11 protein-coding genes, 1 tRNA gene and 1 other RNA gene are annotated in these 13,028 nt (G+C 67.7%); 8 read left to right on the top strand and 5 right to left on the bottom strand.

The features are described 5' to 3' along the window. Positions 1-51 precede the first annotated feature (51 nt). From D5S08_RS17320 to D5S08_RS06820, 4 genes are read left to right on the top strand one after another with little or no spacing between them, the layout of a single operon-like run. Positions 52-183, top strand: coding sequence for a hypothetical protein (locus D5S08_RS17320; RefSeq protein ID WP_277750403.1), 132 nt, complete (start codon positions 52-54; stop codon positions 181-183). Then, the gene (locus tag D5S08_RS06810; protein ID WP_338322946.1) at positions 180-2,072 is read left to right on the top strand and encodes a hypothetical protein; all 1,893 of its coding nucleotides are present in this window, start codon (positions 180-182) and stop codon (positions 2,070-2,072) included. Before D5S08_RS17320 ends, D5S08_RS06810 begins: the two co-directional genes overlap by 4 nt. Before the next feature lie 7 nt (positions 2,073-2,079). Beyond that, entirely contained in the window at positions 2,080-2,973 is an 894-nt protein-coding gene (locus D5S08_RS06815) for a tyrosine recombinase (protein WP_121116830.1), read from the top strand. 10 nt (positions 2,974-2,983) lie between these two features. After that, a complete protein-coding gene (locus D5S08_RS06820) occupies positions 2,984-3,973 on the top strand; it encodes an acetyl-CoA carboxylase carboxyltransferase subunit alpha (protein WP_121116832.1) in 990 nt (329 codons plus the stop codon). A 307-nt stretch (positions 3,974-4,280) separates the two neighbouring features. Here the strand turns inward: D5S08_RS06820 and D5S08_RS06825 are convergent, their stop codons facing one another. Beyond that, positions 4,281-4,970, bottom strand: coding sequence for a hypothetical protein (locus D5S08_RS06825; protein ID WP_206610295.1), 690 nt, complete (start codon positions 4,968-4,970; stop codon positions 4,281-4,283). 515 nt (positions 4,971-5,485) lie between these two features. On the opposite strand from D5S08_RS06825, the gene D5S08_RS06830 reads away from it, so the two are divergent. Beyond that, the gene (locus D5S08_RS06830) at positions 5,486-6,973 is read left to right on the top strand and encodes a M48 family metalloprotease (RefSeq protein WP_121116836.1); all 1,488 of its coding nucleotides are present in this window, start codon (positions 5,486-5,488) and stop codon (positions 6,971-6,973) included. 61 nt (positions 6,974-7,034) lie between these two features. Here the strand turns inward: D5S08_RS06830 and D5S08_RS06835 are convergent, their stop codons facing one another. Next, positions 7,035-7,217 carry a Flp family type IVb pilin gene (locus D5S08_RS06835; protein WP_121116838.1) on the bottom strand — a complete coding sequence of 61 codons (183 nt, stop codon included), beginning with the start codon at positions 7,215-7,217 and terminating at the stop codon, positions 7,035-7,037. A gap of 89 nt (positions 7,218-7,306) precedes the next feature. Next, the gene (locus D5S08_RS06840; RefSeq protein WP_277750404.1) at positions 7,307-7,522 is read right to left on the bottom strand and encodes a Flp family type IVb pilin; all 216 of its coding nucleotides are present in this window, start codon (positions 7,520-7,522) and stop codon (positions 7,307-7,309) included. Positions 7,523-7,584: 62 nt separating this feature from the next. On the opposite strand from D5S08_RS06840, the gene D5S08_RS06845 reads away from it, so the two are divergent. Then, positions 7,585-7,965 (top strand): (deoxy)nucleoside triphosphate pyrophosphohydrolase, encoded by a 381-nt coding sequence (locus D5S08_RS06845; protein ID WP_277750405.1) that lies wholly within the window; start codon positions 7,585-7,587, stop codon positions 7,963-7,965. 48 nt (positions 7,966-8,013) lie between these two features. After that, positions 8,014-8,090 (top strand) — tRNA-Arg (locus D5S08_RS06850). Between the two features lie 50 nt (positions 8,091-8,140). Here the strand turns inward: D5S08_RS06850 and D5S08_RS06855 are convergent. Then, on the bottom strand, positions 8,141-9,850 hold the full coding sequence (locus D5S08_RS06855; RefSeq protein ID WP_121116840.1) for a bifunctional metallophosphatase/5'-nucleotidase: 1,710 nt from the start codon (positions 9,848-9,850) through the stop codon (positions 8,141-8,143). Between the two features lie 102 nt (positions 9,851-9,952). After that, positions 9,953-12,493, bottom strand: coding sequence for a TonB-dependent receptor (locus tag D5S08_RS06860; protein WP_121116842.1), 2,541 nt, complete (start codon positions 12,491-12,493; stop codon positions 9,953-9,955). Between the two features lie 332 nt (positions 12,494-12,825). Between D5S08_RS06860 and ffs the strand changes: the two genes are divergently transcribed. Next, an RNA gene (ffs, locus tag D5S08_RS06865) (signal recognition particle sRNA small type) lies at positions 12,826-12,920 on the top strand. The last annotated feature ends 108 nt before the right edge of the window (positions 12,921-13,028 follow it).

Genomic DNA, 13,028 nt, shown 5'->3' on the forward strand with positions numbered 1-13,028 from the left:
TTGCGCTAACCGCCGGCGCAAGCGTCCGGGGAAGTGCAGATAGAAGTGGCGATGCGCCGTAGAACCATAATTCAGGTGTCGGTCGGTCTGGTGGCGCTGTTCGTGCTGCTGGCCTGGATCGATGGCGGGCGGGAGCCGCAACGGATGATCGAACAGCCTGTCGTGCTGGAGCGCCAACAGTGAGGCGCGGCAGCTGGGTCGCCCTGCTGAGCGGCGCCGCCCTGGCGGTAACGTCCGGCCTGGCCATGGCGGCGCCCGAATCGCTGCTGCCGCCGGGCTTCGGCCAGCCTGCCCCGAGCCCCGCGCCCACCCCGGCGCCGGCACCCGCAACGGCTCCCGCGCCAGCACCGGCAGCGCGCCCGGCACAGCCTGCACCGCGCCCCTTTGTGCGCGCGCCTGCGCCGGACGCCTCCCCCGTGGTGCAGCCGCTGCCCGGTGCCGGCACCACGCCGCCACCGCCGCCTGCCGCCATCGGCATCCCCACCCTGGCCGGCGGGCGCCTGCCCTCCGTGCGCGAGCTGGAGGCGATGAGCGACGCGGAGTTCGACGCGCTGTTCGGCCTGGCGCCGCAATACGACATCCCTCCCGGCGCCCGCCGCGCGCTGCAACGTGTGGGCGTGATCTCGCAGGATGAGGGCGGCTTCGGCCCCGCTGCTCTGGCCGGGCAGCCGGCCGGGCTGGTGCGGGCGGCGCTGATCGGCACGCAGGGGCCGCTGGTGTCGCGCTGGGGCCATATCCTGCTGCGCCGCACGCTGGCCAGCCGGATGGATGCCCCGCGCGGCATGGACCCGGTCGCCTTTGCCGCGCTCCGGGCCGACCTGCTGAACCGTCTGGGGGAGCCGGCCGTCGCCCGCGCGCTGGTGCAGGATATCGAATCCGCCTCCTATTCGCCCGGCCTGGGCGCCGTGGCGCTGTCCGCCTATCTGGGAACGGGCGACATTCTGGGCATCTGCCCGGTGATGGGGGTGCAGGGCACCCTGCGCGAAGATGCGCGCTGGCTGATGGCCCGGCATATCTGTGACGCCCATTCCGGCGAGACGCGGGATGCCGACCGGGCCCTGCGCCGCATGCTGAACAGCGACGACACGCGGCCGTTCGATGTGCGGCTGGCGCAGCGCTATGCCGGCGCGGCGGGCAGCGGTCGCCGGTCCGTGACGATCGAGTGGGACGATGTGGACACGCTCGACCCCTGGCGCCTCGGCTTCGCGCGCGCGCTGGGCATAGAGGTGCCGGACGGGCTGATCGCCGGCGCACCGGCATATCTGGCGATGGCCGACGTGCATATCCCGGCGACCCCGCTGGGCCGGCGCATCGCCGCGGCGGATCGCGCAGGCGCCGCGGGCGTGCTGTCATCCAAGGCGATGGTGGATCTGCTGTCCCAGGCATTCGACGAATCGGGGCTGGAGGGTGCTTCGCGCGAACGCGCACAGAACCTGCGCCTTGCCTATATCGCCCGCCAGCCGGGCGACCGCGTGGCTGCCATGCGCCAGCTGTGGGGCGGCACGGATCCGTATGCCGGGCAGGTGCTGACCGCCTACGCCGCGGCGCGCCTGCCGGTGCTGTCCACCGCCGTGGCGGAGGCGCCGCAGCTGATCGGCGCCATGCTGGCCGCCGGGCTGGACCGCAACGCCGCCCGCTGGGCATCCGTCGTGCCGGAAGGCAGCCTCGGCTGGGCGCTGTTGGCCGTCGGCACGCCGGGTGCGGGTGAGGCCGACGAGGGCGCGCTGGACGATTTCATCGGCGATGACGGCAGCAGCGAAGGGCGCAAGGGCCGCTTCCTTGTCGCCGGTCTGGCCGGTCTCGGCCGGCTGGACGAGGGCACGGCGCAAGGGCTGCTGAGCGACATGGGCACCAGCCTGCGGCTCCAAAGCGCCTGGAGCCGGCGGATCGACGCCGCCGCGCAGTACAACAATGCCGCGCTGGTCGCGCTGCTGGCGGGCGTGGGCATGCAGGGGGATGGCTGGGACCGGATGACCGCGCGCCAGCTGTTCCACATCGTGCGCGCGCTGTCGCAGGTCGGCCTGGAGCCGGAGGCCCGGATGATCGCGGCGGAGGCCGTCGCCCGGGCATGACCCGGCAGTGACCGCCACCTCCATCGACGCCTTCCTGGCCATGCTGGCGGCGGAACGCGGTGCCGCCGCCAACACGCTGGCCGCCTACCGCAGCGACCTGGCCGGGGCGGAGGCGCTGGTCGGTCCGCTGGCCGATGCGGGGCAGGAGGATCTGGCCCGCCTGGCTGCCGCCTGGGCCGATCTGTCCCCGGCCACGCTGGCGCGCAAATCCTCCGCCCTGCGCCAGTTCTACCTGTTCCTGGTGGATGAGGGCTTGCGGGCCGACGATCCGTCCACCGCCCTGCCGCGCCCGGCAACCCGCCGGCCCCTGCCGCGCATCCTGAACCATGCGGAGATCGCCCGCCTGTTCGCCCGCGCGGAGGAGGAGGCGGTCGCCGGCACCATGCCGGGCGTGCGGATGCTGGCGCTGCTGGAGATGCTGTACGGTTCGGGCCTGCGCGCGACGGAACTGGTGTCCCTGCCGCTCACCGCCGTACCGCGCGACGTGCCGTTCGTGACGGTGACCGGCAAGGGCAGCCGGCAGCGCATGGTGCCCGTGTCCTCCCGCGCGCGCACCGCCCTGACCGAATGGCTGACGGTGCGGCCCGCCGGCACCCGCCACCTGTTCCCCGGCCGCACCGGCGCCATGTCGGGCCACCTGACCCGCATCCGCCTGTACCAGCTGATCCGCGAACTGGCCGCGCGCGCCGATATCGACCCCGCGCGCGTCAGCCCGCATGTGCTGCGCCACGCCTTTGCCACCCATCTGCTGGAGGGCGGGGCGGACCTGCGCGTGCTGCAGACGCTGCTGGGCCACGCGGACATCGCGACCACGCAGATCTACACCCATGTCGATGCCGCGCGGCTGGTGGCGCTGGTGAACGAGCGGCATCCTCTTGCAGGCCGCGCCCACTCGCCTTAGCGCTGCAGACATGATCTCCTATCTCGATTTCGAAAAGCCGCTGGCAGAGCTCGACAGCCGCATCACCGACCTGCGGACCACCGCCGGGGAAAGCGGGGATGTCGACATCTCCTCCGAACTCGCGCGGCTGGAAGGCAAGAGCGCGGAAATGCTGGGCACGCTCTATGCCGGGCTGACGCCGTGGCAGAAGACGCAGGTCGCCCGCCATCCGCAGCGCCCGCATTTCCGCGATTACCTGTCTCATGCGTTCCAGGATTGGGTGCCGCTGGGCGGTGACCGCCTGTATGGCAACGACCAGGCCATCATGGGCGGGCTGGCCACGCTCGGTGGTCGGCGGGTGATGCTGATCGGGCACGAGAAGGGCCACGACACGCAGACCCGCATCCGCCACAATTTCGGCATGGGCAAGCCGGAGGGGTATCGCAAGGCGATCCGCCTGATGGAGATGGCCGGCCGCTTCGGCCTGCCGGTCGTCACGCTGGTCGACACGTCTGGCGCCTTTCCCGGCATCGAGGCGGAGGAACGCGGCCAGGCCGAAGCCATCGCCCGCTCGACCGAGGCATGCCTGGCGCTGCCCACCCCGCTGGTGGCGGCCATCGTGGGCGAGGGCGGATCGGGCGGCGCGGTCGCGCTGGCCAGTGCCTCCCGCGTGCTGATGTTCGAACATGCGGTCTATTCGGTGATCTCGCCCGAAGGCTGCGCTTCGATCCTGTGGCGAACCGCGGAAAAGGCCCCGCAGGCGGCCGAGGCCATGCGCATGACCGCGCAGGATCTGGCGGAACTGGGCGTGATCGACCGCATCGTGCCGGAACCCCGCGGCGGGGCGCAGCGCGATGCCCGTGGCGCCGCACTGGCGCTGGCCGATGCGATCGGCGAGGAGCTGGACCTGCTGGGCGAGGTGCCGCCAGCGGACCTTCGCCGCCAGCGGGAGGACCGCTTCCTGGCCATGGGCATGGGCGTCACGCCGCCCGCGAAGCCGGCCAAGAAGGGCAAGCGCTAGGGCCGCCAGATCCTCCCCAATGCGGGGAGGGTGACCATGCGAAGCATGGTGGAGGGGCACTCGCCGCCCCTCCGAACATCTGCAATCGCCGGCCGCTTGGGAGCGGCGGCGTGCCCCTCCGCCACTTCGCGGGTGATCCCTTTTCCCCGGGAGGAGAGGAGTGTCCGCTAACGCCCCGTTTAGGACGTTTAGGATCCGTCGCCGCTCCTCTAAACCGGACGGCGGTTCATCTGCGAACTGTGGCCAGGCTGTAGGCTGTCGGGGTTGCAGTGGGTTTTCTCGGAACGCCGTGCTCGCCCGGAGTGGACTATCGCGGCGCGACCCGAAGATTACGGAACTTGGCTATTGTACCAGCTTCCAACCAGACACCGACGCCACCACGCTGGTCAGCGCCTAACTTTAGATCTCGCACAACGATGGCAGGGTGCGAGTTTCCATCCAGATACAACGTAGCTGTCGTGCCTTGTACGACGACCCGCATCGTGATCCAACGTGCCAAGCTGATTTCGGCATAAGTCTCGTATTTCTCAGGCGACTCTCGGCGTAGCACATCGAATGGAAAGTCGGGATAGGCCGCATATTGGACGCTATGGTTTCGCCGAACCTGATCGAGTGATATGCTGTTCGTGGGCCGAAGATAAATGTTCTCGAATCGGCCATCTTGATCTATCCGGAAGGCAACGCCTATGAAACCGCGCGCATATTCTGGGGCATCTGGTGCAAGATCGCTTGCCACTTCTACCTCGATAGTTCCGTCTTGGAAATCGAGAGGCAGCCACGCCATGAAGTTGCGGTCTTTTAGCTGTTCCCTTTCTGGATCCTGGTTCGCCGACGACGGCATCCGCATTTCGAACGCGTCGGCCCCTTGGTAGCTGCTGCGCCGCAAGGTCACCCCTGAGAGCCGGAAATCGTTCAACTCGGGCCCAGCAGCCGGAACGGACGCTGCGGTTAACCCTGGTAGAGACGCTAACAATACGCCTGCAAGAAATCGCTTCATAGTCACTTGTCCCTGCGAAGTGCGAGAGGGGCCTTAATCACACGGGCATCATCACGCCAGTGAAGCACAGCTGCGACCAGAACGGCGGCAAAAATTGTCGGAAATGCTTGTGCATAATGGTGCCTAGACGCGCGTTGGCGGTGGGTGGTGTCCGACGAGCGGCACAGAACGTGAGCGCGTTCGGTGGTTGTCCACAGTTGTCAGAAGCGGAAGGTCAGCTTCCCACCCAATCAAGACCTTCGTCTCCGCTGCGCAGGCAGGGGCCCATCCACGCTCCCCACCATCACGCCGTTGCCGGTGCCGAGGCCAGCTAGGCACGCTGCCTGCGCTGGGGCGACGATAGATGAGGGGGGGTGACCACCTCGAAGGCAGCACGCCACCCTCTCGCGGTCACCCGCTCCCCCGTGCGCTCCCGGACGGGAACATACCTCCACGCCACAGGTTCGCCCCATACAAGCAGGAAACAGCTGCGCCTGCAGGGAGCGCGCGGCTGCGGATCAGGGAGCCTTGCACCAATGCCACAATCGAACATCGCCCGTCGTTTCACCGGCGCGGCGCTCGCCGGCGTAGCCACGCTGTCGCTGGGTGCCTGTGCCAGCGTTCCGGGCGCCGGCATCCAGCCGGGTACGCCGATCACCCAGGTGGAGGCGCAGCAGGGCGCGCAATATCACGAACAGTTCGTGCAGGAATTTGGCGGCGCGGTGCGCGGGCCGCAGGCGGATTATGTGGGGCAGGTGGGCCAGAACATCGCGGTCCAGTCCGGCCTCGCCACCACGCCCGATGCCTTCCGCGTCACCTTGCTGAATTCGTCGGCCAACAACGCCTTCGCCGTGCCCGGCGGCTATGTCTACGTGACCCGCCAGCTGGTTGGCCTGATGAACAACGAGGCGGAACTGGCCGGCGTGTTGGGGCACGAGGTCGGCCACGTCGCCGCCCGCCACTCCGCCCGTCGGCAGCAGACCGCCCAGCGCAACCAGATCTTCGGTGTGCTGGGGCAGGTGCTGTCGGGCGTGCTGCTGGGTGATTCGGCCCTGGGCCGCGGCGCGGCCGACCTGCTGAACACCGGAACGCAGCTGGCGACCCTGCGATATTCCCGGTCGCAGGAAACGGAGGCCGACCAGCTGGGCGTCCAGTATCTGCGGGGCGCGGGCTACGATCCGGGCGCGATGGCCACCGTGCTGGAAAGCCTGGCCCGGCAGAACGCGCTGGACCAGCAGCTGACAGGGCAGGAGGCGACCGTGCCCGAATGGGCCTCCACTCACCCCGATCCCGCCAGCCGCGTGGCCGCGGCGCGCAACATGGCCGGGCCGCAGTCCACCGGCGTGCTGAATCGGGAGAACTTCCTCAGCCGCATCGACGGCCTCGTCTATGATGACGATCCGGCGCAGGGTGTGATCGAAGGGCAGAGCTTCATTCATCCGGCGTTCCGCCTGACCTTCAGCGTGCCGCAGGGCTTCACCATGTCGAACGGCGCGCAGGCGGTGACGATCACCGGCGGCAGCGGGCAGGCGCAGATGGCCAGCGCCGCCTACAGCGGCAATCTGGAAACCTATGTGCAGCAGGTGTTCCGGTCGCTTTCCGGGCAGGGTGGCACGCTGACCCCGCAGGCGCTGCAGCGCACCACCGTGAACAGCCTGCCGGCCGTCTATGGCACGGCGCGGGTCAATTCCGGGCAGCAGCAGGTGGACGTGGTCGTCTTCGCCTACCAGTTCAGCAACAATCAGGCGTTCCACTTCGCCGCGATCGCGCCGGTCGGTGGGGCAGGGGTGTTCAACCCGATGTTCAATTCCATGCGCCGGATCAGCGCGGCGGAGGCGGCCGAAGTGGTGCCGCGGCGGATCGACGTGGTGACTGCGGCGCGCGCCGACAGCGTGCAGACGCTGGCCCGGCGGATGGCCTACACTCGCGGCCAGGAAGAACGCTTCCGCGTGTTGAATGGCTTGTCCGGCAATGAACAGCTGGTGCCGGGGCAGCAGTACAAGATCGTGGTGCGGGCTAACTGATTGCTACACAAAAAGGGGGGCACCAGTAGGTGCCACCCTTCTCAGTCACAGTAAGCGCGGCTTAGGTCGCCGCAGGAGCTGCGCTGGTCAATTCGGTGCTGACATCATTGAAGACATCGCTCAAACCAGTCTGCAACGTGCCGAGCGCAGTGATGATGCCAACGGCAATCAGCGCTGCGATCAGACCGTACTCGATGGCCGTGGCGCCATCTTCATTCTTACGCAGCTTCGTGAAAAACTTCATCGGTGGTCTCCTGGTGTGCACTACCCGATTGCTCAACCCGGTCGCGAATCAAGCTGAGTCCTTGTGCACCTGGACCCGTTGATATTTCGCTAATCACGATCGAAGCTGTCGGCTGCCCTTTGGATCAGCGCAGAGTTCTGCTGTCCGACGACGTCGACCGAACTGAATATGGCCAGCGCGATCAGTGCCGCGATCAAGGCATATTCGATCGCCGTCGCCCCTGTGCGATCGGCGCGCAACCGCCCCAGCGATTGCCTCACCCGATGAAAACATGTCACGCGGCCTGGCCCTTCCTGCACCTGCACAATGCCGCCACTTGGCACGATGCAGGTAAACAACCGGTTGTGGCACGGGAGGAGTGATGCAGGTGAAACAGCCGATGCTGGTGGTGGCGCTATGCCTGGAAGGTGCGGACGGCCGCCTGCTGCTGGCGCGCCGCCCCGACGGCAAGCACCATGGCGGCCTGTGGGAGTTCCCCGGCGGCAAGGTGGAGCCAGGCGAGACCCCGCGTGGCGCACTGGCGCGCGAGATTGCGGAGGAACTCGCCATCCGCATCGATCCCGCCGCGCTGGTGCCGCTCACCTTTGCGGAGGATGATCGGCTGGTCCTGTTGCTGTTCGGCGCTCTCGCGGCAGAGGGTCAGGTGACCGGGCTGGAAGGGCAGGAATGGGGCTGGTTCACCCGCGATGCGGCCGCGCGCCTGCCCCTGGCGCCGCTGGATCGGCAAATGCTGCAGGTGCTTTCATAAAACCCCTTGCCAAGCGGGATCGGCCTGCTATTCGGCGCCCTCCCGAGGGCACCCGTAGCTCAGCTGGATAGAGCACCAGACTACGAATCTGGGGGCCGGAGGTTCGAATCCTTCCGGGTGCACCATTACAAAGCCCGCTTCCGCATTGTCGGAAGCGGGCTTTGTCATTTCCGGATCAGCTGGCGGGCACCTGCGTGATGCGCGCCGCCGGGTCCACCGCGACTTCGGGCGCGATGAAGGCCGTCAGCGCGTCCAGGTCCACGCCGCCATGCGCGACATTGTCCCCGGCCTTCAGCACGGTGAACCCGTCCCCGCCGCTCGCCAGGAAGTTGTTCACGGTGATCCGGTAGCTGCGCGCCGGATCCACCGGCGCACCGTTCAGCGTGGCGCCCGTGATGCGCTGGCCGATCGGGCGCGCCGGATCGAAGGCGAAGGCGAAGCCGCGCGACGGGATCAGCATGGTGCCCCCGTCCTGTCCGGCGCGGAACTGCTCCTCCAGCAGCGCCAGCAGCTCCGCCCCGGTCAGCTCCAGCACCTCCAGCGTGTTGCCGAAGGGCTGCAGCGCGTAGAGCTGGCCAAAGGTGACGGAGCCATCCGCCGCCGGCTCGAATGCCGCCCGCACCCCGCCCTGGTTGATGAAGGCGATGTCGGCCCCGCCCTTGTCGGCCGGGCTGGTGGCAGCCAGCTGCGCATCGGCCACCAGGCGGGCCAGCGGGCTGTCGACCTGCTCCCCGCGCTCCAGCGAACCGGCGATCCGGCCGACCACCCGGCTGGAGACACCCCGCGTCGCGTCGGCGTAACGGGCGACCAGCGCGGCGATGCCGGTCTGCTCCCCCGCCGCGCCGGTGACGGGCACGTTCAGCGCGTTCATGGTCCAGCGCCCCGCATCGTCGCGGGCCGCGCGGATATCGGTCACGAACCCGCCATAGCGGCCCGCGCTGGTCAGCAGCCGCTCGCCCCCGCCGGCCATCGGCATGCGGCAGACATAGGCATTGTGCGTGTGGCCGGAGACCACCAGCGGGATCGCGGGCGTCAGCCGCTCCAGGATCGGCAGCACCGGGCCATCCAGGCCGGCGCAGTCGTCGGCCCGGAACATGCCTTCCACCGTGGCGCCCTGGTGCAGCAGCAGGACGACCAGATCCGCGCCATCGGCCTGCAGCCTGGCCGCCAGCCGGTTGGCCGTCTCCGCCTCGTCCGCGAAATGCCAGCCGACGGTGCCGGCGGGGGAGGAGACCTGCGCCGTCTCCTTCAGGGTCATGCCGATGAAGCCCACCGTGACATCGCCGAACCGGCGCATCGCCGTGCCGGGGAACAGCGTGTTGCCGTCATCGTCCAGCACATTGGCGGCCAGGTACTGGAAGGATGCGCCGGTGAAAGGCTCCAGCGCACAGGGCTGCTTGGGCGTGTTCTGCTCGCAGCCCCCCTGCTGCAGGCGCGTCAGCTCGGCCGTGCCGCGATCGAATTCGTGATTGCCGACCGCCGCCAGTTCCAGCCCCATCTGGCTGAGCGCGGCGATGCTCGGCTCGTCCAGGTAATAGGAGGAGACCAGCGGGCTGGCGCTGATCAGGTCACCCGCCGCCACGGTCACCGTGTGCGGCTGGCCCGCGCGCATGCTGGCCAGCTGCGCGCCCAGACGCGCCGCGCCGCCCAGCACCGCGCTCTGCTGGCCGCCCGGGACGTTGGCCGGCGTCCCGTACCAGGTGGTCGGCTGCGCGGGCACCTCCAGATTGCCGTGGAAGTCGTTGAGACCCAAAATCTGCAGCGTCGCCGCCGCCTGCCGGCCGCGGGATGCGGAGGGGGCGGTGGCGGGCAGGGTGGCGCAGGCGCCCAACGCCAGCAGCAGGGAGGGCGTCAGCAGCAGGCGGGGGGCAAGGGGGCGGAACATGGGGGAACTCCTGAAGAAACCTGCCGCAGCCCAAACAAAAACGGGGAGGCGCCGCTAGACGCCTCCCCGCAAATGTTGGCCCGGCCACAAGGCCGTGCGCGATCAGAACGCGGCGGTGAGGGACACCGAGAAGGTCCGCGGTGCGCCGATCTGGACGTTGGGAACGCTGCCGGGGGTGCCGGTGACCACGCCATTGCCCAGCACGTTGCCCTGGTTCAGGCCGGCCGTGTAGGTGCCGGCATACAGCTCGTCGAACAGGTTGTAGACGTTCAGCTGCACGAAGGTGCGGTCGTTCAGGCCGGCCCACTCCATGTTGATGCGGGCGTCCAGGTTCACCAGCCAGTAGGCCGGGGTCGAAGCACCGAAGACCTCCACCGGGGCACCTGCCGTGCCGGCGAAGACCGGCAGGTTGGTGTCGTAGATGTACCGGCCGCCGGTCCGCTTGGCGGTGGCACCCAGATCCACGGGGCCGAGCGACGCACGGGCCTGCGCACCATAGCTGTAGGTCGGCGCGCCCGATTCCCGCTTGCCCGCGGTGGCGATGAAGATCGGATTGCCGGCCGCATTCGTGCCGCTCTGCACGTCGTCCTTGATCTCGGACTTCAGGTACGAACCGAACAGGCCGATGAACAGCTCGGGGATCGGCGTGACGTTGATGCTGCCGTCGATGCCGTACTTCTCCACATCGCCCAGGTTACGATAGACGTTGCGGTCGGTCTCCGGATCGTAGGCCGAAGCCAGGCGGTTGGCATACTTGGTGTACCAGCCCACCGCCATCGCCTGCACCATGCCGGTGGTGTACCGCACGCCCAGGTCGAAATTGTCGGTGGTTTCCGGGGCCGGGTTCGCCGGGCCGGCATCCGGCGCGAAGAAGAACGAGTTGTACAGCGCGTCCGTGCCGGGGACCTGCAGGCCCTTGGAGTAGTTGAAGAACACCTGCATCGGATCGGTCAGGTCGAAGGTGAAGCCGGCGCTCGGCAGCACCTTGTTGTAGTCCAGCTTGCGCGTCTGCGGACCCTGCACCGTCGGGTTGGCCGCGGCATAGGCCGCGTTGGCCGCTTCGGTGGCGTAGCAGTTCACGAAACCGCTATCGCTGGTGGTGAAGCAGTTGTTCTGCAGGTCGCGCTTGAAGAACGGCGCGCGCAGGCCGGCGACCACGTTGAAGCGGCCCTCGGCGAAGCTGCCGCGATATTCGCCGGAGAACTGGTGCAGGATCGCCTTGCTCTCGCGATCGCGCTTCTGCAGCACGTTGCCGTCACGGTCCGTCAGCGGATTGTCATAGGCCGGCATGGTGCTCATCGGCTCGCCATTGCCATAGACCATGCCCGCTTCGCCGGTCTGGCGGTGATCGCCATAATCCAGCGTGTAGGCCAGACGCACCGTGTGATCCGGCGTGATGTCGTAGATCAGGTTGCTGATCACGCCATACCGGTTGGTGCGGGTCTGGCTGGGCTGGATCACGGTCACGCGGTCCAGGATGTCGCCGTCGCCGTTCAGGTCGCGACCGAAGAAGAACGAACCGCCGATATTGCCGGTCAGGCCCAGGGCGCCGATGCCTTCATTCGCGGAGGTGGTGCCGCCGCCATTGGCGCGGGTCCACTGGAAGCTCGGCTCAACCGTCAGCACCAGCTGGTCGGTCAGCGTGAAGCGGCCGACAGCGCGGACGTTGCCCGTCTTGGACGGGTTGTAGCGGCGGTCGAACTCGGTGCCGCAGACATTCGGCGAATCGACCTGGCCCGGGCGGGCCGTCAGGTTGACGGCGCACGGGGCGCTGATGTCATAGGTCGCTTCATCGCGGTTCAGCGGGAAGCGGTTGGCGGAACCGGGGCCGACGATCCGGCCATTGGTCGTGTCGGTGCGCAGCGGAACCGAACCGAAGAAGTTGTTGCGGTTCTCGTTGTAGTGCGCGGCAATCCAGACATAGTCGTCACCTGCCAGCGGCTGGTACAGCTTGCCGTTGAACTGCGTCTTGTCGACCACGCCGTAATTGTTGATCGGGTTGTTGTAGTCCTGCTTGCTGGCAGAGATGAAAGCACGCAGGCCGCTGCTGGTCAGCGCGCCGGTGTCGAACATGCCGAAGATACGGAACATGTCGAAATCGCCGGCGGAGACGGAGAACAGGGCGCCCATGTCTTCGCTCGGGGTGCGGCTCTGATAGTTGACGGTCGAGCCGCTGGCCGCGGCCGTCGGGCTGTCGATGTCCGTCGAACCCAGGTTCACATTGACGTTGTCGATGATCTCGGGATCGAGCTGCTGGTTGGAATAGATGGCGTAGTTGCCGGTGTCGTTCAGCGGCAGGCCGTCAAAGGTCAGGCTGATACGGTCGGCGGAAAAGCCGCGGATCGACAGCTGGCCGCCGCCGGAACCGTAAGCGTCGTTGTTGGTGAAGGTGACGCCCGGGATGATGTTGATCGAATCCAGGACCGTCTGGCCGGGGCCGTTACGCTCCAGCTGCTCCTGCGTCAGCACCTGCTTGGCGCGGGGTGTGTTGGGCAGCAGGATGCCTTCGACATCGCGGGTGACGGAGCCGCTGACGATGATCGCATCGCCCTCCAGCTCGCTGGAGGCTGCGGACTGCGCCAGGGCGGTGCCGGGAATGGCAAGCGCCAGGATGGAGCAGCCGCCGAAAAGGATGTTCTTCATTGCAGTGGTTCCTGCCTGCGATGGTGATGGAATGTCGGCTGGGCGCATCACGTGGACCCGTCCACGAGCCGCCCTTGCGACCGCCTAGATACATAGAATGTTACAACTACGCGACATGCTTCGCATGTGCCGCATGGCGTGTCCTTCCAGCCACAACGCGCCAAGTTGTTGAATTTGCTAGATCTGCATAAAAATCTTGGTCTTTCGGGAACAATTCGGGACTGACTTCATCGCTGCACTGCGGCATCGGCGCAACACATGGTTGCAATGCAAACGAGGCGCTTTTTACAGCCGCTCCCTTGATCCGGCGGGCCCGTGGCTGCATAAGGGTTGCGGGAGTCGGGTGGACGTTCGCGTCCGCCAACTTGGTCAGGTCCGGAAGGAAGCAGCCACAACGGATGGCAGCGGGTCGCCCGGCTCCTATTTCACGCAGCATCGCTGTCCTACACGCAGCCGCTCTGCCATGGCGTGGCGGTGACCATACCCTGCCGCGCCACTCTCCCATCCTTGCCCCTCTGCCCAGCGGCCGCCTTCG

Source organism: Croceibacterium ferulae, from assembly GCF_003660445.1.
In the GTDB taxonomy this organism is placed as follows: domain Bacteria; phylum Pseudomonadota; class Alphaproteobacteria; order Sphingomonadales; family Sphingomonadaceae; genus Croceibacterium; species Croceibacterium ferulae.